The organism is Palleronia salina (assembly GCF_900141995.1).
Taxonomy (GTDB): Bacteria; Pseudomonadota; Alphaproteobacteria; order Rhodobacterales; family Rhodobacteraceae; genus Palleronia; species Palleronia salina.
The window spans coordinates 369,205-390,415 of record NZ_FQZA01000002.1 but is presented as its reverse complement, the minus strand read 5'-3'; the positions used below and the strand labels follow the sequence as shown (position 1 = coordinate 390,415).

The 21,211-nt window shown below is 68.0% G+C and carries 23 protein-coding genes; 10 read left to right on the top strand and 13 right to left on the bottom strand.

Annotation, left to right across the window (positions count from 1 at the left end; all coding sequences use genetic code 11):
* The first annotated feature begins 22 nt into the window (after positions 1-22).
* Positions 23-1,279, top strand: a complete 1,257-nt coding sequence (locus BUB76_RS04865; protein WP_073127321.1) for an FAD-dependent monooxygenase — start codon at positions 23-25, stop codon at positions 1,277-1,279.
* 10 nt (positions 1,280-1,289) lie between these two features.
* Here BUB76_RS04865 and BUB76_RS04860 read toward each other — a convergent pair whose 3' ends face one another.
* From BUB76_RS04860 to BUB76_RS04845, 4 genes are read right to left on the bottom strand one after another with little or no spacing between them, the layout of a single operon-like run.
* Complete coding sequence (locus BUB76_RS04860) at positions 1,290-1,472, bottom strand: Trm112 family protein (RefSeq protein WP_073127318.1); 183 nt, start codon at positions 1,470-1,472, stop codon at positions 1,290-1,292.
* Complete coding sequence (locus BUB76_RS04855) at positions 1,469-2,113, bottom strand: LON peptidase substrate-binding domain-containing protein (protein ID WP_073127316.1); 645 nt, start codon at positions 2,111-2,113, stop codon at positions 1,469-1,471. Before BUB76_RS04855 ends, BUB76_RS04860 begins: the two co-directional genes overlap by 4 nt.
* 26 nt (positions 2,114-2,139) lie before the next feature.
* A complete protein-coding gene (trxA, locus tag BUB76_RS04850) occupies positions 2,140-3,066 on the bottom strand; it encodes a thioredoxin (protein ID WP_073127551.1) in 927 nt (308 codons plus the stop codon).
* Between the two features lie 60 nt (positions 3,067-3,126).
* The gene (locus BUB76_RS04845; protein ID WP_073127313.1) at positions 3,127-3,909 is read right to left on the bottom strand and encodes an exodeoxyribonuclease III; all 783 of its coding nucleotides are present in this window, start codon (positions 3,907-3,909) and stop codon (positions 3,127-3,129) included.
* A gap of 129 nt (positions 3,910-4,038) precedes the next feature.
* On the opposite strand from BUB76_RS04845, the gene BUB76_RS04840 reads away from it, so the two are divergent.
* A complete protein-coding gene (locus BUB76_RS04840; RefSeq protein ID WP_073127311.1) occupies positions 4,039-4,545 on the top strand; it encodes a hypothetical protein in 507 nt (168 codons plus the stop codon).
* A 104-nt stretch (positions 4,546-4,649) separates the two neighbouring features.
* On the opposite strand, the gene BUB76_RS04835 is transcribed toward BUB76_RS04840, so the two are convergent.
* Complete coding sequence (locus tag BUB76_RS04835; protein WP_073127309.1) at positions 4,650-5,336, bottom strand: response regulator transcription factor; 687 nt, start codon at positions 5,334-5,336, stop codon at positions 4,650-4,652.
* A 139-nt stretch (positions 5,337-5,475) separates the two neighbouring features.
* Here BUB76_RS04835 and ribA point away from each other — a divergent pair, with 139 nt between their 5' ends.
* Complete coding sequence (ribA, locus tag BUB76_RS04830; RefSeq protein WP_073127307.1) at positions 5,476-6,555, top strand: GTP cyclohydrolase II; 1,080 nt, start codon at positions 5,476-5,478, stop codon at positions 6,553-6,555.
* Complete coding sequence (locus BUB76_RS04825; protein WP_073127306.1) at positions 6,552-7,046, top strand: L,D-transpeptidase family protein; 495 nt, start codon at positions 6,552-6,554, stop codon at positions 7,044-7,046. Before ribA ends, BUB76_RS04825 begins: the two co-directional genes overlap by 4 nt.
* On the opposite strand, the gene BUB76_RS04820 is transcribed toward BUB76_RS04825, so the two are convergent.
* The 3 genes from BUB76_RS04820 to BUB76_RS04810 all read right to left on the bottom strand — a co-directional run bounded on the left by BUB76_RS04820 (position 7,043) and on the right by BUB76_RS04810 (position 9,303).
* Entirely contained in the window at positions 7,043-7,696 is a 654-nt protein-coding gene (locus BUB76_RS04820) for a YggS family pyridoxal phosphate-dependent enzyme (RefSeq protein WP_073127304.1), read from the bottom strand. The genes BUB76_RS04825 and BUB76_RS04820 overlap by 4 nt on opposite strands.
* A 103-nt stretch (positions 7,697-7,799) precedes the next feature.
* On the bottom strand, positions 7,800-8,798 hold the full coding sequence (locus tag BUB76_RS04815) for a porin (RefSeq protein ID WP_073127302.1): 999 nt from the start codon (positions 8,796-8,798) through the stop codon (positions 7,800-7,802).
* Between the two features lie 250 nt (positions 8,799-9,048).
* A complete protein-coding gene (locus tag BUB76_RS04810; protein WP_073127299.1) occupies positions 9,049-9,303 on the bottom strand; it encodes a hypothetical protein in 255 nt (84 codons plus the stop codon).
* A 294-nt stretch (positions 9,304-9,597) separates the two neighbouring features.
* Here BUB76_RS04810 and BUB76_RS04805 point away from each other — a divergent pair, with 294 nt between their 5' ends.
* Positions 9,598-10,101, top strand: coding sequence for a DUF3576 domain-containing protein (locus BUB76_RS04805; protein ID WP_073127296.1), 504 nt, complete (start codon positions 9,598-9,600; stop codon positions 10,099-10,101).
* A 4-nt stretch (positions 10,102-10,105) separates the two neighbouring features.
* On the opposite strand, the gene BUB76_RS04800 is transcribed toward BUB76_RS04805, so the two are convergent.
* Positions 10,106-11,350, bottom strand: a complete 1,245-nt coding sequence (locus tag BUB76_RS04800; protein WP_073127295.1) for a glycosyltransferase — start codon at positions 11,348-11,350, stop codon at positions 10,106-10,108.
* Between the two features lie 154 nt (positions 11,351-11,504).
* Between BUB76_RS04800 and leuS the strand changes: the two genes are divergently transcribed.
* The 5 genes from leuS (at position 11,505) to BUB76_RS04775 (ending at position 17,277) form a co-directional block, all read left to right on the top strand.
* Entirely contained in the window at positions 11,505-14,054 is a 2,550-nt protein-coding gene (leuS, locus tag BUB76_RS04795) for a leucine--tRNA ligase (RefSeq protein ID WP_073127293.1), read from the top strand.
* Between the two features lie 76 nt (positions 14,055-14,130).
* Positions 14,131-14,637, top strand: a complete 507-nt coding sequence (gene lptE / locus BUB76_RS04790) for an LPS assembly lipoprotein LptE (RefSeq protein WP_073127291.1) — start codon at positions 14,131-14,133, stop codon at positions 14,635-14,637.
* A complete protein-coding gene (gene holA, locus BUB76_RS04785) occupies positions 14,634-15,656 on the top strand; it encodes a DNA polymerase III subunit delta (RefSeq protein WP_073127289.1) in 1,023 nt (340 codons plus the stop codon). The genes lptE and holA overlap by 4 nt, the downstream gene beginning before the upstream one ends.
* On the top strand, positions 15,656-16,243 hold the full coding sequence (locus BUB76_RS04780; protein ID WP_073127288.1) for a glutathione S-transferase family protein: 588 nt from the start codon (positions 15,656-15,658) through the stop codon (positions 16,241-16,243). Before holA ends, BUB76_RS04780 begins: the two co-directional genes overlap by 1 nt.
* A gap of 65 nt (positions 16,244-16,308) precedes the next feature.
* Complete coding sequence (locus BUB76_RS04775; RefSeq protein ID WP_073127285.1) at positions 16,309-17,277, top strand: SDR family oxidoreductase; 969 nt, start codon at positions 16,309-16,311, stop codon at positions 17,275-17,277.
* Here BUB76_RS04775 and BUB76_RS04770 read toward each other — a convergent pair.
* The 4 genes from BUB76_RS04770 to BUB76_RS04755 all read right to left on the bottom strand — a co-directional run bounded on the left by BUB76_RS04770 (position 17,274) and on the right by BUB76_RS04755 (position 21,208).
* The gene (locus tag BUB76_RS04770) at positions 17,274-18,884 is read right to left on the bottom strand and encodes an alpha-amylase family glycosyl hydrolase (protein WP_084140535.1); all 1,611 of its coding nucleotides are present in this window, start codon (positions 18,882-18,884) and stop codon (positions 17,274-17,276) included. The genes BUB76_RS04775 and BUB76_RS04770 overlap by 4 nt on opposite strands.
* Positions 18,820-19,677, bottom strand: coding sequence for a glucose 1-dehydrogenase (locus BUB76_RS04765; RefSeq protein ID WP_073127281.1), 858 nt, complete (start codon positions 19,675-19,677; stop codon positions 18,820-18,822). Before BUB76_RS04765 ends, BUB76_RS04770 begins: the two co-directional genes overlap by 65 nt.
* A gap of 15 nt (positions 19,678-19,692) precedes the next feature.
* Positions 19,693-20,487: an SDR family NAD(P)-dependent oxidoreductase gene (locus BUB76_RS04760; protein WP_073127279.1), complete on the bottom strand. Its 795-nt coding sequence runs from the start codon at positions 20,485-20,487 to the stop codon at positions 19,693-19,695.
* A gap of 79 nt (positions 20,488-20,566) precedes the next feature.
* Positions 20,567-21,208, bottom strand: a complete 642-nt coding sequence (locus BUB76_RS04755) for an HAD family hydrolase (protein WP_073127277.1) — start codon at positions 21,206-21,208, stop codon at positions 20,567-20,569.
* Positions 21,209-21,211: the final 3 nt, after the last annotated feature.

Here is a 21,211-nt window from a genome sequence, read left to right as displayed (position 1 = left end):
GACGGTAGCGGCGCGGCGGCGCATGGACAATGCCCGCCGCAAGACCATAGTCAGCGCCATGGATCATGACGTTATCATCGCGGGTGGCGGGCTGAACGGCTGCACCCTTGCGCTGGCGCTGGCCAGCGGCGGGCTGGACGTGGCGCTTATCGACCCGGTGCCGGTGGACACACGCGGCGGGGCCGAGTTCGACGGGCGCAGCTACGCCCTTTCGGCGGCTTCAAGGGCACTGCTCGGCGCGCTCGGCCTTTGGCCGGGGCTGGCCGATGGCGCGCAGCCCATCCTGGACATCCGCATCAGCGACGGGACTGCGGGCACCGGCCCGTCGCCCCTGACGCTGGAATTCGACCACGCCCAGATCGAGGAAGGCCCGATGGGCTTCATGGTCGAGGACCGGCACCTGAGACCAGCGCTGCTGGACGCCATCGACAAGGACGCGCGGATCACCGCGATCACGGGCGTCTCGGTGACCGGGCAGGCGCCCCACGCATCCGGTGTCACCGCCACCTTGTCCGACGGGCGCGAGATCGACGGGCGTCTGCTGGTGGGCTGCGACGGGCGCCGCTCGGCCACCGCGCAGCGCGCGGGCATCCGCCGCACCGGGTGGGAGTATCCGCAGAACGCGCTGGTCGCCGCCATCGGCCACGAGCGACCCCATGACGGCGTCGCGCACCAGTTCTTCATGCCCGAGGGGCCCCTGGCCATCCTGCCGCTGAAGGGCAACCGCTGCTCGATCGTCTGGACCGAGCGACGCGAGCGGGCGCGCGCCCTCACCGACCTGCCGGACGACGCCTACCTGGACGTGTTGCGGCCCCGCTTCGGCAATTTCCTGGGGGAGATTTCGCTGGCCGGGCGGCGCTTTACCTACCCGCTTGCGCTGAGCATCGCCAACAGCTTTGCCGCGCCGCGCGTGGCGCTGGTGGGCGACGCGGCCCACGCGGTGCACCCGATCGCCGGTCAGGGCCTGAACGCGGGGCTGAAGGACGTGGGCAGCCTGGCCGAGGTCGTCGTGGATGCGCACCGTCGGGGCGAGGATATCGGCCGAATCGACGTGCTGCGCCGCTACGAGCAATGGCGGCGCTTCGACGTCTCGGCCCTGGCCCTGGCGACCGACGGGTTCAACCGACTGTTCTCCAACGACAACCCGATCCTGCGGGCGGTCCGTGACGCGGGGCTCGGGTTGGTCGGGCACCTGCCCGGTCTGCGCCGCGGCGCCATCCGCGAGGCGGCCGGCCTGACCGGGGACCGCCCGCGCCTTCTACAGGGCCGCCCGATCTAGTCGGCTAGCTCTAGTCGTCGATCTTGCGCGCCTCGTCGATCAGCATGATCGGGATCCCGCCGCGGATCGGGTAGGCCAGGTGTGCAGCCTTCGAGACCAGCTCCTGCCGGTCGGCGTCGTAATGCAGCGGCGCCTGCGTTTGCGGGCAGACCAGCGCCTCGAGCATCTTGCGGTCGTAGCTCTGTTCGCTCATTGCAGCACGCCTTCGTCGTCGCCGCCGCGCAGGGCGAACTCGATCAGGGTGACCAGCGTCTCGCGGCGGGTGGTCAGGTCGGGCGCCTCGAGCAGGGCCTGCTTGTCCTCGGGATCGAAGGGGCACAGCATCGACAGGGCGTTGATCAGAAGCTCGTCCTCGGCCCCCGACAGCGACTCCCAATCGGTTTTCAGCTCCTGCGCCTCGAAATAGCGGCTGAGCAGGTCTAGGAACGCGTCGCGGTCGAATCCCGGGTCCTTTTCCGGCTGCCCCAGGTCGCGGGTGAACGCGTCCCACGTCACGTCGCAGCGGCGATAGGGCTCGAACCCTTCCTGTTCGCTGGTGATCCGGTAGCGCGACACGCCCGTGAGCGTGATCATGTAGCGCCCGTCGTCGGTCTCGGACCACTGGGTCAGGCGCCCCGCGCAACCGATGCTGTGCAGCCGTTTTTCGGCGCCGCCGGGCACCTCGCGCGGCTGCACCATGCCGATCAGGCGGTGATCGGTGCGCATGGTGTCCTCGATCATCGCAAGGTAGCGCGGCTCGAAGATATGCAGCGGCAGTTTCCCGCGCGGCAGAAGCAGCGCGCCGGGGAGCGGAAAGACGGGGATCGTTTGCGGAAGATCGAACTTCTTTGCCATGCCCTGCTACCTAGGCTGGCAGACACTCAAGCAAAGATCATCGACGACAATCTTCGGCGACCCTTCAGCGCAACCGGGTCCTGCGGCGGCAAGGCGTCGAACAGGGTGAACAGCTGCGCACGGGCCGCGCCGTCATTCCACTCGCGGTCGCGGCGGAAGGATTCGAGCAGCTGGTCGACCGCCTCCTCGGTGTTGCCCGTGGCGTGCAGGGCCTTGGCCAGGTCGATCCGGGCCTGGTGGTCGTCGGGGTCGGCCTCGACCCGGGCGCGCAGATCGTCCACGGGGCCGGCATCGGCGGCCTGTCGCGCCAGTTGCAGCTGGGCGTGGGCGGCCTCGAGCTCGGGCGCGTGGCTGATCGACGCATCGACGCCGTTCAGTATGGCCTCGGCCTGTTCCAGGTCGCCCATGGCGATGTGGGCGCGCACCAGGCCCGCATGGGCGGCGGCGCGGTCGGGCGCCTCGCCCGCGATGGCGGCGAAGACCTGCGCGGCGTCCTCGGCCTGCCCGGCCGCGAGCATGTCCTCGGCCGTCTGCAAGGCCTCGGCCAGGCCGTCTTCCTCGCCGCCGGGCGCACCGCCGCCCTGTGCGACCAGGCGGTCGACGAAGGCCTTGATCTCGGATTGGGGGATCGCGCCCTGGAAGCCGTCCACCGGCTGCCCCTTGTAGAAGGCATAGACGGTCGGGATCGACTGGATCTGAAGCTGCGCCGCGATGGACTGGGCGCGGTCGACGTCAATCTTGACCATTTTCACGGCGCCCTTGGCCTCGGTCACGGCCTTTTCCAGCATCGGGCCCAGGGTCTTGCACGGGCCGCACCAGGGGGCCCAGAAGTCGACGATCACCGGCACCTGCTGGCTGGCCTCGACCACGTCGGCCATGAAGCTCGCCTCGGTGCCCTCCTTGATCAGGTCGGCGGCGGCGGGGGCGGCGGTGCCCTGTCCCAGTTCGATCATCGTGCGCATCCCTTTGTCCGTTCGCCCGCTAGATGGCGTGGCGCCGGCGTCAAATCAAGGTCAGAGGTCGAAGGTTGCCAGCACCGGGGCGTGGTCCGACGGCTTCTCCCAGCCGCGCACGTGACGCAGGATCCGGCTGTCCCGGGCCGCATCGGCGATGTCGGGTGTCGCCCAGATATGGTCCAGCCGGCGCCCCTTGTCGGCGGCATCCCAGTCCTTCGCCCGGTAGGACCACCAGGAATACAGCTGCCCCTCCGGGATATGCGCGCGGGTGATGTCGACCCAGGCCCCCGCCGCCTGCGTCTCGGCCAGGTGGTCGACCTCGACGGGGGTGTGGGACACCACCTTCAGCAGCTGCTTGTGGGACCAGACGTCATCCTCGCGCGGGGCGATGTTCAGGTCGCCCACCAGGATCGACCGGGCGGGCGGCGCGGCCCGGAACGCGTCGCGCATGGCCGTGAGGTAATCGAGCTTCTGGCCGAATTTCTCGTTCACCTCGCGGTCCGGTACGTCGCCGCCAGCCGGCACGTAATAGTTGTGGATGGTGACCCCGTTCTCCAGCCGCGCCGCCACGTGGCGGGCATGGCCCAGCCCGGCGTGATCGTCCGCGCCCACCTCGTCCAGCGGGCTGCGCGACAGGATCGCCACGCCGTTGTAGCCCTTCTGCCCGCGCGCCACGACATGGGGGAACCCCGCGTCGGCGAAATCGGGGATCTTCTCGACCGGCGACTTGCATTCCTGCAGGCACAGCACGTCCACGTGCGTCTCGGCCAGGAAGTCGCGCACCAGCCCTTCGCGCAGGCGGACCGAGTTGATGTTCCAGGTGGCAAGGGTGAAGGGCATCGGCGGCTCCGGTCTGGTCAATTGGCCGCCTGACTAGCGCAGATCGTCCCCGGGCGCGACAGCCCATCGCGGGAACGCGGGGCGCGCTGCGACCGTTGACAGGCCAAGTTCAAACACTCGGAGAAACGCATGTTCAGATCCGCCCTTCTGCTTTCGGCCGCGCTCGCGGTGCCGGCCGCCGCCCAGACCGCCGATGACGCGACCACGATCGGCTCGCTCGACGGGACGCTCGACGGGGTGCAGGTCGCCTATGTCATCGTCGATGGCGAAGACCTGCCCACCGGCTGGTCCGAAACCGATACCGGGATCGAGCTCACGCTGCGCGCCTATCCCGCCGACGGGCCCCAGGGCGAAGACGACAGCCTGACCGTCACCGTCACCGCCGACCCGTCCAGCCGCCAGGGCGAGATGCAAAGCGGCGAGGTCACCCTCACCCGCAACGGCGACACCCTGACCGCGACGGACGAGGCCATCGACCTGACGGTGAACTCGCTCGAGGTGACGGGCGACAGCCTGCTGATCGAGGGCAACATCCGCGCCACCATGGGTCCCGGCGAGGCCGACCTGTCGGTCGTGTCGGACGAGGGCGTCACCCTCTCCGCCGATCTTCAGGCGACGGTCATCCGCGACGAATGACGCGACAGGGGCGCAGCCAATCCCGGCCGCCCCCCCCTTCATCTTTCCGCAAGTACCTCGGAGAGCGCGAGAGGCAGCGCCTCTCGCATCCGGCGCCCGCCGGATCAGATCGCCAGGCGATAGCCCCCCGATTCGGTCACCAGCAGCCGCGCGTTCGACGGATCGGGCTCGATCTTCTGGCGCAGCCGGTAGATGTGCGTCTCGAGCGTGTGGGTCGTCACGCCCGCGTTGTAGCCCCAGACCTCGTGCAGCAGCACGTCGCGCGCCACCACGCCCTCGGTCGCGCGATACAGGAACTTCAGGATGTTGGTTTCCTTCTCGGTCAGGCGGATCTTCTTGTCGGCCTCGTCCACCAGGACCTTCTGGGCGGGACGGAAGGAATAGGGCCCGAGCGAGAAGACGGCATCCTCGGACTGCTCGTGCTGGCGCAGCTGGGCGCGGATGCGGGCCAGCAGGACGGGGAACTTGAACGGCTTCGTGACATAATCGTTCGCGCCGGCGTCCAGCCCAAGGATGGTGTCGGCATCGCTGTCATGGCCCGTCAGCATCAGAACCGGGCACTTCACCCCCTGCTTGCGCATGAGCTTGCACAGCTCACGCCCGTCGGTGTCAGGCAGGCCAACGTCCAGGATCACCAGGTCGAACCGGCCTTCCTTGACCTTCTCCATGGCATTCGCACCGGTTTCGGCCTCGAACACGTCGAAATCCTCGGTCAGCATCAGCTGTTCGCTGAGCGCATCTCGCAGGTCGTCGTCGTCATCGACCAAAAGAAGCTTTTTCAAACCACTCATTGCATACCTCCGGCATATCAACTTCGGAGGTGGCGGCAGGGTCCCGGTTTAGCAAGATTGCGGTGCTCCGACTCACGGGGTCGTGTCACAAATGCGAGATATGTTTCACTTTTCCGGGGTTCGCGGCTAGGCAGAGCGCATGGTCTCACCCTCTCCCTTCCTGCCCGACCGCGCCGAACGCCTGGCCCGCGCGGTGTCCGACCTGCGGCTGGGGCTTGCGGTCGCCATCGGCGGGGGCGACACCACCTGGCTGGCGATCTCGGCCGAGCGGGCCGACCCCGGGCGGCTGGACGCGATGACCGAGACCGGTGCGGCGCACCTGGCCGTCACCGCGCGCCGGGCCGAAACGCTGAAGATCAGCGTCTATGACGGCGACATGGCCCGGCTGTCCCTGCCGCGCGCCGTCGATCGGGCTTGGCTGGGCGGTGTGATCGATCCGGCCAACGACCTGGCGCAGCCGATGAAGGGTCCGTTCCTTGCCCTGCGGGGTGGCGACGCGGCCCCGTCGCGCGCCGCGCTTCTGCTGCTGCGCAAGGCCGAGCTGCTGCCCGCCGCCATCGTCGCGCCGGTGGAGTCCGTGCCCGAGGGCGTCCTGCGCATCTCGCTGTCCGACATGGCGGCCGTGTCGCAGACGACGCTCGCGCATGTGGTCTCCGCCCGCCTGCCCATCGCGGCCGAGGTGAACAGCGCCCTGCAGATCTTCCGCCCCGATGGCCTGGGCGACGAGCACTATGCCGTCGTCGTGGGAAAACCGGACAGGTCCGCGCCGGTGCTGACGCGGCTGCATTCGGCCTGTTTCACCGGCGACGTGCTCGGCTCGCTCAAATGCGATTGCGGCCCGCAGTTGAACGCGGCGCTGCGGCAGATGGCACAGGCGGGTGGTGGCGTCCTGCTGTACCTGAACCAGGAGGGGCGCGGCATCGGGCTGGCCAACAAGATGCGCGCCTATTCCCTCCAGGACCAGGGTTTCGACACCGTCGAGGCGAACCACCGGCTTGGTTTCGACGACGATGAACGGAATTTCGGGCTGGGCGGCCAGATTCTGCGGCAGATGCGAATCGGTCGGATCAAGCTGATGACGAACAACCCGCGCAAGCTGGCCGCCTTCGACGCCGAGGGGATCGAGGTGGTCGAGCGTGTGCCGCTCTGGGTCGGCGAAGGCGATTTCAACCGCGACTACCTGCGGGTGAAGCATGAACGCTCGGGGCACCTGGAATGAGACCCGAGGACATGGTCCTGACGCCGCGCGGGCTGCGGTTCATGGGGCGCAGCCTGCCGTGCTCGATCGGGCGCGGCGGCGTAAGCGGACGCAAGCGCGAGGGCGACGGCGCCACACCCCGCGGCATTCACCGGATCGTCGGGATGCTCTATCGCCCCGACCGCATGGCCCGGCCGACCGACTGGGCCCTGCCCATCGGGCCGTGCGACCTGTGGTCCGACGATCCGCGCGATCCCGACTACAACAAGATGGTGCGCGCGCCCCATGGTTTCTCGCACGAGACGCTGCGCCGGCCGGACCCGCTGTATGACCTGGTGATCCTCACGGACTGGAACTGGCCCATCTCGGCGCCTGGACGCGGGTCTGCCATCTTCCTCCATCGCTGGCGGCGGCCCGGCTATCCGACCGAAGGATGCGTCGCACTGGCGCCCGAAGACCTGCTGTGGATGGCCCGCCGGATCACCTACCAGACGCAGCTGATCGTCCCCTAGCCGGTCACGCGCGCGCCGAAGATGGCCGAGCCCACGCGCACGTGGGTGGCACCGGCGGCGATGGCGGCCTCGAAATCGCCGCTCATCCCAATGGAAAGGCCGTCGAGCCCGTTGCGTGCGGCAAGATCGGCCAACAGGCGGAAATGCGGCGCCGGGTCCGTATCGATGGGCGGAATGCACATGAGCCCGATGACCGGCAGGCTCAGGGACCGGCATTCGGCCACGAAAGCGTCGGTGTCGTCGACCGCGACGCCTGCCTTCTGGGTCTCGTCGCCGGTGTTCACCTGCACGAACAGGTCGGGGCAGTGGCCGATCTCGTCCGCGATGCGGGCGATGGTGCGGGCGAGCTTGGGACGGTCGAGCGTCTGGATCGTTCCGAACAGCTCCATCGCCGCGCGGGTCTTGTTGGATTGCAGCGGACCGATCAGGTGCAGGTCCAGGTCGCCGTAGCGCTCGGCGAAGCCGGGCCACTTGCCCTGCGCCTCCTGCACGCGATTCTCGCCGAACGACCGGTGACCCTGCTCCAGCACCGCCTCGACCCGTTCGTCGGGCTGTACCTTGCTGACGGCGATCAGCCGGACCGAACCGGGGTCGCGGCCCGCATCGGTTTCCGCCTTGGCGATCCGGGTCTTGATATCGGTCAGGGACATGGCGCGTCTCCGGTCGTTGGGGTCACGCGCCGATATAGCCCCGCGCAAAAGAAAAGGGCAGGTCCGAAGACCTGCCCAATCCGTGTTTCCAATCCCTGTGGGATTAGAAGGACATCGCGATACCGAACGAGTAGCTGTCGCGGTCCTGGTCAGCAGCGGCGCCGTTGTCGAAGTCCGACTTGCCGTAGCCGGCCTGCAGCGACGCACCGCCGCCCAGGTCGTAGTTGGCAACCAGGCCGTAGCCGTCCATGTCGCCAGCGGCGGTGTCGAACTTGCCGTAGTTGGCGGCAACCAGGAACTGGCCGAACTCGTAGCCGACAGCCACACCGATGTGGTCGTCAACCATCACACCGCCGGAAGCAGCGAAGCCGCCCAGGCCGGTCGCGGGGGCCATGTAGTTGTCGTAGTCGGTGTAGTTGAAGACCGCCGACAGGCCGTTGTCCATCGACATCGAGGCGCTGAAGCCGGTGGCCGAAACGTCAGCGGCGGCGCCGTTGTCGTTCTGCTGGTAGCCCAGACCGAAGCCGTAGGAGATGGCGCCGAACTCACCGTCGTAGGTGGCACCGATGCCGAAGGTGTCGTCGCCAGCGGCGCCGTTCTGCACTTCGGCCGACACGCCAACGGCGAAGCCGCCGAACGAGTAGTCGTAACGCGCAACCTGGTCGTCACCGCCGGTGAAGCGGTTGTCCAGCAGCGAGTTGCCGTTGTAGCCGGCGTGCTCGTGGTCGTCGTTCAGGGCCGAGCCGATGATGGCTTCGTCCATCGCCCAGTCCAGAGCGCCGTCGGTTTCACCCATGGTCAGGGTGCCGTAGGCGCCGGACACGAAGATGGTCTCGCCGCCGCCGGTGCGGTTGGCGAACGCGGTGCCGTTGGTCGACTCGTCGATGTCGATCGACGCACCGAAGGTCAGGCCGCCGTCGGTTTCGCCCGACATGGAGAACGTGACGTCGATGTCCGTGTGGAACTGGTCTTCGATGTCCACGCCACCGACGCCTTCGCCACCGAAGATACCCATCTCGGCCGAGCCGGACAGGTCGACGTCAGCCATCGCGAAGCTCGTCGAGGCAACCAGCGCAGTGGTCGCAAAAAGGATCTTTTTCATGCTTTCCCTCATGATCTCATTTCCGGTCCCAAAGGGCTGTGCCCCGTGAGTACGAGGGTGGAGTGCGCCTTTCCCCTGCACGATTCAAGCGATGCCGAACGCGACCGGAACCACGGTGGCCGGATTGGTGCAGTCCTGCCACAGTCCCGCGGCCCACCCGGAGCGAATTCTTCACGTCGCAAGAAAAAAGGCCGCCTCGAAGGGCGGCCTTTGTCCAAGCGGGGCCGAAGCCCCGTCGAGACGGACGTTATTACTCGTCCATCGCGATGGCGCGGATGCGCTGGCACTTCTCGGATTCGTCATCGGCGTCGGACGCGATGGTGATGCCGGCGACCTGCGCCATGGTCAGGCTGTCGACCATGTTGCCATCGATGTCGCAGTCACGCAGGGCGCGGAAGACCTTGCCGGTCAGCATGGTGACTTCGGCGTCTTGGGCCATGGCGGCGGGCGCGGTGGCACCGGCCAGGGTTGCGGATGCGGCGATGACGGTCAGAATACGTTTCATAGTAGTAGTCCCTTCTTTTCAGTTTCAGGCCGCGAGCGCGGCTTCGGAATGCCACCTAGGCGGCGGTTAGCGTTCGGCAACCAGATTTTTTCTGATGTGCCTTGCTGAACCGATAACACCATTGCCCTGTCATAGGTTTCACGTGTCGATTACTTTTTTTACAGCCATCGCAAGGCATTGGATGTGTCAAGACGGCCCTGGCCCGCGAATGAACGGCCGCACAACGATTCTTGCCCGTGCAGCGCGGCTGGGGTAGGCAAGGTCGAAATGGGTCTGACGGGGCGGACGAACACTATGAAATCATCCCTTTTCGTGATCGGCGGTTTGATCGCCGCCGCGCTGAGCCTGTCCGCCTGCGGCACGCGCGAATCCCGCGACGGCCTGATTCCCAACCAGGACCGCCAGGCCAGCATCCTGCGCCAGCGCGAAAGCACGCCGCTGGGCGGCCCACGGCGCGAGACGATCTGGGACCTGTTCACCAACGCCGACAATCCAAACACCACGGTCGAGGTGAACAAGTATATCTGGGCCGCCACGCAGCAGGTCCTAGACTTCATGCCGGTCGAGACCGCGGATCCCTTCTCGGGCGTGTTGGTCTATGGCTACGGGCGCCCGCCCGGCGGCGGCGCGGCCTATCGCGGCACGGTCTACGTCACCGACCCGGCGCTGGATGCGCGGTCGCTGAACGTGGCGCTGTCCACGCGGTCTGGCCCGGTGAACGCCGCGACCACCCGCGCGATCGAGGACGCGATCCTGACCCGCGCCCGCCAGATACGCATCGCGGAAGGCGCGCTCTGACGCGTCAGTCGCGGGGCGCCACCAGCTTGTCCACCCATTCGAACTGCCTCGGCAGGCACGCGCGCTTCAGGTCGTAGTTGTCGACAACGTGCGCCCGCGCGGCCTTGCCCATCGCGCGGCGCTTGTCGGGATCGCTCAGCAGGCGGTCGATGGCATCGACCATCCCCTCCCTGTCGAAGAAATCCACCAGCAGCGCCGTCTCATCGTGGCGCATGACCTCGCGCACGGGGGCGGTGTCGCTGGCGACGATGGCCGCCTCGCAGGCCATCGCCTCGAGCGCGGACCAGCTGAGCACGAACGGATAGGTGAGATACAGGTGCACACGCGCCACCTGCAGCAGCCGGGTGAAATCGCCCCGGGCGACCCGGCCGGTGAAGTGCACGCGCGCCCAGTCCGCATCGGGAATCCGCCCGCGCACCTCGGCGATCATCTTGTCCTTCCAGGTGCCGCCTTCCTTGGGCGGGCTGCCGTAGCTGAGACCGTCCTCGCCCACCACGATGACCTGCGCCTTCGGACGGCGGCGCAGGAGCTCGGGCAGGATGCGCATGAAGACGTGGAAGCCGCGATAGGGCTCGAGGTTGCGATTGACGAAGGTGACGACTTCGTCATCCCGCGTCCAGCTTCCATGGCCCTCGAGCGTCAGCCGCACCTCGGGGTCGGGCCGGATCGCGTCCGTGTCGATGCCGTCATGCAGCACCGTCAGCCGCTGGCGCAGCTCGGGCGGGTGCGAATCGGCCTGCCAATGGGTCGGGCTGAACCCGGCATCCGCCTGGTCCAGCTGCATCCGCATGGCCATGTTCTTGAACATCATGCGCGGCCCGCGGCCCAGCTCGTTCGGATTGGCGAATTCCGGGTCGAAATCCACGTCGGCCCCTTCGGTGGCATAGAAGAACTCGCAGAAGATGCCGATGCGGGCGTCCGGCCAGACCTCGCGCAGGAACAGCGCCTCGCCCCAGCCGGAATGGGCCACGATCGCGTCGGGCATGAGCCCTCGCGCCTTCAGCGCCAGCGCCGCGCGCAGCACCACGGTCCCCCGGTCCACCGCCCGGTTCATGGTGTTGAGCCACGGGTGCAGTTTCTGGTCCTTCGGCTCGGCATAGGCATAGGGAATCAGCCGCACGCCGCGCCACGTGTCGGGCTTGGTGAAGCGCGAACTCAGCGCGAAGACCTGGTGCCCCTTGGCCGCCAGCGCGGGCGCGAGATGGGCGAACTGGCCCGGGAAATTCTGGTGAAGAAACAGGAAAACCATCGCACCATCATGCTGACCACTGGGACTGCCCCGATCCATACCGGATTTTCCCCGCCTGATAAGGGGTAAACCCGCGCCTTGGCGCTGGACGCTCGGCCCGCCCCCCCATATCAATCACCCGATCATTCTGGACCGACCCGAACAAAGAGCCGCCATGCCCCGCTACGACGCCAAGACCTCCGAGCCCCGCTGGCAAAAGGCGTGGGATGAGGCCGGCACCTTCACCGCCCGCCGCGATGACGCCAAGCCGAAATACTACGTGCTCGAGATGTTTCCCTACCCGTCGGGGAACCTGCATATCGGCCACGTGCGGAACTACGCCATGGGCGACGTGGTGGCGCGCTACAAGCTGGCGACCGGCCACGCGGTGCTGCACCCGATGGGCTGGGACGCGTTCGGACTGCCGGCCGAGAATGCCGCGCAGGAGCGCAAGATCCATCCCGGCGACTGGACCTATGCCAACATCGCCAACATGAAGGCGCAGTTCGCGCGTCTGGGCCTGTCGCTGGACTGGTCTCGCGAATTCGCCACCTGCGACCCCGAGTATTACGGCCAGCAGCAGGCCATGTTCCTGGATTTCCTGGAAAAGGGCCTGGTCTACCGCAAGAACGCGGTGGTGAACTGGGACCCGGTCGACATGACGGTTCTGGCGAACGAGCAGGTGGAGGACGGGCGCGGCTGGCGCTCGGGCGCGCTGGTCGAGCGGCGCGAGCTGACGCAGTGGTTCTTCCGCATCTCCGACTACTCGGACGAGCTACTGGCAGCGCTGGATACGCTCGACAACTGGCCCGACAAGGTCAAGACGATGCAGGCGAACTGGATCGGCAAGTCGCGCGGCCTGCAATTCGCCTTCGGGCTGGTGGACGGGCCGGACGGCCACGACCGGATCGAGGTCTATACCACGCGGCCAGACACGCTGATGGGCGCCAGCTTCGTCGGCATCTCGCCCGACCACCCGCTGGCCAAGCAGCTCGAGCAGGACAATCCCGAGCTCGCCGCCTTCAACGCCGAGTGCCGCAAGATGGGCACCGCCGAGGAAGAGCTTGAGAAGGCCGAGAAGCGCGGCTTCGACACCGGGCTGCGCGTGCGCCACCCGTTCGACACGGCGTGGGAACTGCCGGTCTACGTCGCGAACTTCATCCTGATGGATTACGGCACCGGCGCGATCTTCGGCTGCCCGGCCCACGACGCCCGCGACCTGGAATTCGCGCGCAAGTACGACCTGCCGGTCGCCTCGACCTTCGAGCCGGTCGAGGGCGACCACACCGCGCCCGAGGACGGCGGCGAGGCCTACGTTCCGCCGAAGTCGCAGCCGGTGAAATACGTCCGTGGTTTCGCCGGCGACGAGGTGCAGACCGGCGACGCGGCCATCGATGTGGCAATCGCGTTCTGCGAAGCCAATGGCGTCGGCCAGGGCGTGACCAAGTTCCGCCTGCGCGACTGGGGCCTGTCCCGGCAGCGCTACTGGGGCTGCCCGATCCCGGTGGTCCATTGCGACGCCTGCGGCGTGGTGCCGGAGAAGAAGGAGAACCTGCCGGTCAAGCTGCCCGAGGACGTGAGCTTCGACACGCCCGGCAACCCGCTGGACCGTCACCCGACCTGGCGCGACGTGCCCTGCCCCAGCTGCGGCGCGCCCGCCAAGCGCGAGACCGACACGATGGACACCTTCGTGGATTCGTCGTGGTACTTCGCGCGCTTCACCTCGCCCGGCGCCACGACGCCCACCGACCCGGTCGAGGCCGCGTACTGGATGAACGTGGACCAGTATATCGGCGGGGTCGAACACGCGATCCTGCACCTGCTCTATGCCCGCTTCTACGCCCGGGCGATGAACGATTGCGGCCACCTGCCCGACGCGGCGCGCGAACCCTTCGACGCGCTGTTCACGCAAGGCATGGTGACGCACGAAATCTACATGACGAAGGATGCGTCCGGCCGGCCGGTCTATCACCTGCCTTCGGACGTGACCGACGGCAAACTGGCCGACGGCACCAAGGTCGAGATCATCCCGTCGGCCAAGATGTCCAAGTCGAAGAAGAACGTGGTCGACCCGGTCGAGATCATCGACCAGTACGGCGCCGATACCGCGCGCTGGTTCGTCCTGTCCGACAGCCCGCCCGAGCGTGACGTGGAATGGACCGCCGCCGGCGCCGAAGCGGCCAGCAAGCACCTGGCCCGCGTCTGGCGCATCGCCGAGGGCGCCAGCGACGCGCCCGAGACCGGCAGCGGCGACGAAGAGCTCGAGCGCGAGCGGCACAAGGCCATCCACGACGTGACCATGGGAATCGAGAGCTTCGGCTTCAACACGTCCGTCGCGCGTCTCTATGCCTTCGCCAACACGCTGTCGAAATCCAAGGCCGGCCGCGCCGCGCAGGTCCGCGCCGCGCGCACCATGGCGCAGCTCATGGCACCCATGACCCCGCACCTGAGCGAAGAGATCTGGCGCCTGCTGGGCGGCGAAGGCCTGATCGCCAACGCTCCGTGGCCACAGGCCGACGAGTCCATGCTGGTCGAGGACGAGGTAACCATGCCGATCCAGATCAACGGCAAGCGCCGGGCCGAGATCACGGTCCCCCGCGACATGGCCAAGGACGCGGTCGAGGCGCGCGCGCTGGAAACCCACGCGGTGCAGAAGGCCCTGGACGGCGGCAGCCCCAAGAAGGTGATCGTCGTGCCCGGGCGCATCGTGAACGTGGTGGTCTGACATGGGGCGCGGGGCGCAAAGGATCCGGGATCTCGTCGCCAGGACGGCCGGGCTGTTCTTCGGCAGACCATCCTTGATGATCTGCGCGCCCCTGCTGGTCGCCGCCTGCGGCTTCACCCCGGTCTACGGTCCGCAGGGGGTGGCGCGGGGGCTTTACGGCCAGATCCAGGTCGCCCCGCCGCGCGACGTGCCGGGCTATATCCTGGCCCGGGAATTGCAGCAGCGCCTGGGCCTGGTCGACGGCGCCGCGCCCTATGACCTGACCGCCGAGGTCGACGTGAACGAGACCGGTCTCGGGATCACGCCCGACCAGGAGATCACGCGCATCTGCCTGCAGGGCACGCTCAGCTACCGGCTGTCGGACAGCAGCACCGGGGCCGCGATCCGCACCGGGTCGGTGCAGAACTTCACGTCGTACTCGGCGCCGGTGTTCAGTGCCGCGCGGCAATCCATCGCCGGCAACTCGGTCACCGTGGCGGTCGCCGAGGAAGACGCGGTCGAGCGATTGATGACCATCCTCGCCGACCAGCTGGTGGCCGAGCTTCTGGCCACGGCGCCCGACTGGCGCGGGCCGACGCCTTGAAGCTGAACAAGGCCGACGCCAACGCCTGGATCGCGAAGCCCCCGCCGGACCGCCCCGGCACGCTGATCCACGGCGACGACGCCATGCGCGTGGCGCTGAAACGGCAGGAGCTGATCGCGAACCTGACCGGCCCCGATGCCGAGGAGGAAATGCGCATCACCCGGCTCCAGGCCGCCGACCTGTCCGGAGACAAGGCGGCCCTGGCCGACGCGGTGAAGGCGCAGGGCTTCTTCCCCGGCCCCCGCGCCGTCCTGGTCGAGGATGCGACGAACAACCAGGCGAAGGTCGTGCTGGCGGCGCTGGACGACTGGCGGCCCGGCGATGCCCACATGGTGGTGACCGCCAAGGCGCAGAAACCCAGCTCGGCCCTGCGCAAGGCGTTCGAGGGCCACAAGGCCACCGCCTGCATCGGTGTCTACGACGACCCCATGAGCCGCGCGGACATTGCCGAGGCGCTGTCGAAGGCCGGGCTGACGCGGGTGGACCCCGACGCGCAGGCCGCGTTGAACGACCTGGCCGCCGCGCTGGACCCGGGCGATTTCCGGCAATTGCTGGACAAGCTGTCGCTTTACAAGTCGGGCGACGAGACGGCCCTGTCGCCGCAGGATGTAGCCGCCTGCGCGCCCGCCTCGACCGAGGCCGACCCGGACGAGATCGTCGCCATCGTCGCCGACAACCGCGTGGAGCGGATCGGCCCGGTGATGGCACGGCTCTGGTCGCAGGGGGCGCAGCCCGTGGCGCTGTGCATCGCGGCCCAGCGCCATTTCCGCACGCTTCTGACCGCCGCCGCCGACCCGGGCGGCCCCGGCGCCGGCATCGGTCGACTGCGCCCGCCGGTCTACGGCCCGCGCCGCGACGCGATGCTGCGGCAGGCCCAGCACTGGGGCACGCCACGGCTTGAACAGGCGGTGCATCTTCTGACAGACACCGACCTTGCGCTGCGGTCCTCGGCCCGGGCGCCCGCCGCGGCGCTGCTGGAACGCGCCTTCATTCGACTCGCCATGATGGGAAAACGCTGATGCTGACACTCTACGGATCGCCCAAGACGCGCGCCTTCCGGCCGCTGTGGCTGCTCGAAGAGCTCGAGCTCGACTTCGCGCACAAGCCCGTCGCGCCCCATGACGACGCGCTGCGAAAGCTGAACCCCTCGGGCAAGGTGCCGGTCCTGGTGGCCAACGGCGTGTCGGTGACCGACTCGACCGCGATCCTGTCCTACCTCGCCGATCGCGAGGACAAGCTGACTGCCCGCCCCGGCACGCTGGACCGCGCGCGGCAGGACGCGGTGATGCAGCAGGTTCTGGACGAGATGGACGCGGTGCTGTGGTGCGCCGCGCGCCACAGCTTCATCCTGCCCGAAGAGCGGCGCGTGCCCGAGATCAAGGACAGCCTGAAGTGGGAGTTCGAGCGCAACCTGAACCGCATCGCGACCCGGCTGGAGGACACGGCCTATATCGCGGGCGAGGACATGACCATCGCCGACATCGTCTTCACCCATTGCCTGGGCTGGGCGATGGTGGCGAAGTTCCCGCTCGAGAACACGGCGGCCCGGGCCTACCTGGACCGGATGCGCGAACGCCCCGCCTATAATCGCGCCACGGGGCGCTGAGCAGGAACGAAGCCCGCTGGCCGGGGTTGGGCGAAAACGTCCATTCGAACCCCGGAGCGCGCGCAATGACACAGAAAACAGCCATCGTCTGCGGCGGCAGTGCCGGCGTGGGGCGCGCGATCGTCGACGCGCTGCTGGCCCGGGGCTACCGCGTGGGCGCCATCGCGCGGGGCAAGGACCGCCTGGCCGAGATGGAGACGCTGGACGGTGTCGCCACGGCCAGCGCCGATGTCTCGGACGCGGAGGCCCTGTCGCAGGCCGTGGGAACGCTGGTGGAACAGCTCGGCAAGCCGTCGGTCTGGGTGAATGCCGCGATGCTGACCAGCTTTTCGCCCTTCCCCAAGGTCGCCGCGGATGAGTTCCGCCGCATTGTCGACGTCACCTTCATCGGCCAGGTAAACGGCACGCGGCTGGCGCTGGAGCACATGGACCGGGGCAACATCGTCAACGTGGGCTCGGGCCTCGCCTACCGGCCGGTGCCGTTCCAGGGGGCCTATTGCGCGGCCAAGCACGCGATCAACGGGTTCACCTCGTCGCTCCGCTCCGAGCTGCTGCGCGAGAAATCCCCGATCGTCCTGTCGCTGGTGCAACTGCCCGCGATCAACACGCCGCAGTTCGACTGGGCGCGCAACCGGCTGGAAGACATGCCGCAGCCTGCCCCGCCGATCTTTCAGCCCGAGGTGGCAGCACGGGGCGTGATGAAGGCCATCGACACCGACGCGCGCGAGATCTTCGTCGGAACATCGGTGCTGAAGCTGACCCTGCCCAACTTCTTCCTGCCCGACTGGCTGGACCGCAAGCTGGCCTCGTCCGGGGCCGAAATGCAGAAATCCGACCGGAACGAACCGGGCGGACGTCCCGACAACCTGTGGGATCCGGTCGACTACCCCTCCCGCGCGCAGGGCAGCTTCGGCGACCGCGCCAAGGATGACGGGATGATCGTGGACGCCGACCTGACCCGCAAGCTGGCCCTGGGCGGGCTGGTCGGCGTGCCGCTGATCGTCGGCCTGCTGATCGGGCTGCTGCTGGGCTAGGCCCGCGCCAGCACCGCGCCGAAGCGTGGCAATTGGCCGGACTCCAGCGCCACGGCCCGCTCGACCCCGTCGGTGGGCACCGGCACAGGCGTGTCGCCGAAGTTGAAGATCGCCTGCCACGCCTGGCCGTCGACATTGATGTCGAGCCGCAGAACGTCGCCTTCGGCATGGGCCGACAGTGCATCCGGCGCGGCGAACCCCGCGGCGCGGCGTAGCGACAGCGCCCGGCGGTAGAAGGTCAGCACCGAGTCCGGATCGTCGGCCTGCGCCGCGACGGATGCGCCGGCGTCCCATTTCATCGGCAGCCAGGTATCGCGCGCGCGCGAGAACCCGCGGTTGGGCCGCTGCTCGGTCCAGGGGATCGGCACGCGCGCCCCGTCGCGGCCCGGGCCGTCGGGCCAGTAGATCAGGTCGTGCGGATCCTTCACCACCTCGCGCGGGAGGTCGGGCTGCGGCAGGCCCAGCTCCTCGCCCTGGAACAGCATGATCGCGCCGGGAAGGACCGATAGCAGCAGGGCATAGAACTTGGCCGACCGCGCGCTGCCATCGCCCTTGGTGCTGACATGGCGGGCGACATCGTGGCTCGAGAACCACCATGGCGCGATCCACCGGCCGTCCATGGCGTCGATGGTGTCCGCGATCCCCCGCGCGGTGCCCGCGATCTCGCCCAGCCTGAGCGTGTAGGCCGCGTCGAGCCGCCCGTCCCGGGTGAAGTTCAGCGACATCTCGACGGCGCGGTTGCCGGAATTGTTCTCGCCCACCAGCCAGATGTCGGGCCCGGCCCATTCGCGCACCGTGCCGCCGAAGGCCGCGCCGTCGCCCGGCAGCATGTCGTAGACGTGGTCCTGCCAGGTGTAGGGGTTGTGCGGCGCGCCGCTGACGCGGTCCTTCACCTCGGGCGTGGCGGGCGGATTGTCCTTCATGGATTCGTCGAACAGGTAGGACGTGATCGCATCCATGCGGAAGCCGTCGACACCGCGGTCGCGCCAGAAGGCGACGGTCTCGTGATGATCGTCCTGCACCGCCTGGTTGCGCAGATCGAGCGACGGCTGGCAGCGCAGGAACTGGTGGAAATAGTATTGCTGGCGTTTGTGGTTCCACGTCCAGGCCGGCTCGCCGAAGAAGCTCAGCCAGTTGTTGGGCGCGGTGCCGTCGGGCTTCGGATCGCGCCAGACGTAGCGCGCGGCCATGTCCTCGTCCCCGTCGATCCCGGCGCGGAAATTCGCGTGGTCGCAGGAGGTGTGGTTGAACACCAGGTCGCAGACCACGCCCAGACCCATCTCGTGGGCCCGGGCGACGATGCGATCCACGTCATCCAGCGTGCCGTAACGGGGATCGACGGCCCGGTGATCGGTAATGTCGTATCCGCCGTCCGCCATGGGCGAACAGTAGAAGGGCGCCAGCCAGATGGCATCGACGCCAAGGTCGCGAACGTGGCCGAGATTGTCGGCCACGCCCCTGAGATCCCCCTCGCCCGTTGTTCCCGTGTCCCGGAAGGACCGCGGGTAGATCTCGTAGAGCGTGGGGTTGCGCAGCCTGCGCCTAGGCTCCAACGACCATGCCCCCGTTGGGATGCAGCGTCTGGCCGGTGAAGTAGTTGCCGTCATCGCTCGCCAGGAACAGGAATGCGGTCGCCACCTCCCACGGTTGGCCCGCGCGGCCCATGGGCGTCCCCGAGCCGAAATCCTCGACCTGCTCGGGCGGCATGGTGCCGGGGATGAACGGCGTCCAGATCGGGCCCGGCGCCACCGCGTTCACGCGAATGCCGCGCGAGGCGAGGTTCGACGACATCGACCGCGTGAAGGCCAGCGATGCGCCGCGCGTGGTCGAGTAGGTGACCAGCGACCCCATACCGGCGAAGGCATTGACGGACGAGGTGTTCACGATGGCCGCGCCGTCGTCCAGGTGCGGCAGCGCCGCCTGGGTCATGAAGAAATAGCTCATCACGTTGCTGTCGATCATCCGGCGCAGCATCTCTTCGCTGATCTCGGCGAAGTCCTCGTCGATGAACTGCTGCGCGGCGTTGTTGATCAGGATGTCGATCTTGCCGAACCGCTCCAGCGTCTTTGCGACGGCGGCTTCGCAGTTTTCCTTGTGACCGAGATCGCCCTCGATCAGCAGGGCCTCGCCGCCCTCGTCCTGTTCGACGATGCGCCGGGTATCCTCGGCGTCCCGGCTTTCTTCCAGGTAGGCAATCGCCACCTTCGCCCCTTCGCGCGCGAAGAGCGCGGCGACCGCGCGGCCGATGCCGCTGTCGCCCCCGGTGATCAGAGCGACCTTGACGGCCAGCTTGCCCGCGCCGGAGTGGCGCGGCGCGTAGTCGGGCTTGGGGTCCATCTTGTGTTCGTCCGCGGGCATGTTGTCCTGTGCCTGCGGCGGGATTTTCACATGTTCGTTCATCTCGGTCTCCCTGGCTCAGGTGTTCATCGCGCCGACGGCGCCGCCATCGACCCGGTAGGCCGAGCCGGTGGTGAAGGTCGCCCGGTCCGAGCAGAGCAGGCCGATGACGGCCGCGACTTCCTCGGGTTTGCCGCGACGGCCGAGCTTCAGGAACGGGCGGTCTTCCTTCAGGAAGCTGCTGATCGCCTCTTCCTTGCTGACGCCCAGCTTGTCGCTGCGCATGTCCATCATGAAGTCGGTCATCGGTGTCTCGATGAAGGCGGGGGCGACGGTGTTCGCCAGCACGCCCTTGGGCGCGTAGACCTGCGCGAGACCCTTCACGAAGTTCAGCAAGGCAGCCTTCGAGGTGTTGTAGACCGCCTCGTCCTCGTAGGGCTGCACGGCGTTCTCGGACGTGACGCAGACCACGCGGCCCCAGCCCTTGTCGGCCATCTGGGGGACCATCGCCTTGCACATGCGCACGGCCGACATGAAGTTGATGTTCCAGACGCGGAAATACTCCTCGTCCGTCATCTCAAGCGGGTCGCCCTTTTCGCCGGTGACGCCCGCGGCATGCACCAGGATGTCGATCCCGCCCTTGTCCGCCATCGTCTTTCGCAGCATCTCGATATGGTCGGTATCGGTCAGGTCGGCCGCGATGGGGTGGATGTTGCCGGGCAGCTGGGACGCCGCTGTCTCGAGGCCGTCCTGGTCCATGTCGGTCAGGGTGATCTCGACGCCGTCCTCGGCCAGGACGCGGGCCGCGGCCTGTCCCAGGCCACCGCTGCCGCCGGTGACGAGGGCGCGTTTTCCAGCGATCTTCAAGTCCATGATGACGCTCCTTGTGTCAGGTTCGCCATCCAACGGACCAGAGCAAAGCGCGTTCCCGGCGATGACCGCCGGTCGGTCATTATGTCGCGTCGGTGCCGGGCGCCGCTGCCTCTTCGGGCGACAGCAGGCCCGCATCGACCAGGCACGCGGCCCAGCCGGCGGGCGAGGTGAAGTGATGCGCCCGCCAGCCCCGGGCGATCGCGGCCGCTACGTTGTCGGCGCGGTCGTCGGCGAACAGCAGCCGCTCGGGCGGAACCGGGGCCGCGTCCTCGAGAATGGCGTAGATCCGCGGGTCGGGCTTGATGACCCGGTGATGCCCCGAGACGATGGCGCGGTCGAAGTCGTTCAGGAAATCGAAGCGCCCCTGCGCGATACGGTAGGTCTCGACCCCGAAATTCGTCAGCGCCCAGACCGGGACCCCCTTGCCGCGTAGAGCACGGAGCAGCGCCACGGAATGGTCGATGACCGGATGCACCATGTCGGCCCAGCGAGTGTGCCACATGAGGATCTCGTCGTGCCATGCGGGATGCGCGCGCGCCAGCGCCTGCACCTCGTCCTGCATCGACGCGCCCGCATCGACCCGTTCGTTCATTGCGGTCAGCGGCACCTCGGCGAACAGGCGTTGCCGCGCCCCGGGGCCGATGACGCCGTCGTAGAACCGGTCGGGCTGCCAGCCGATCAGCACGTTGCCGATATCGAAGACCACGATCTCGGGGCGCATCGC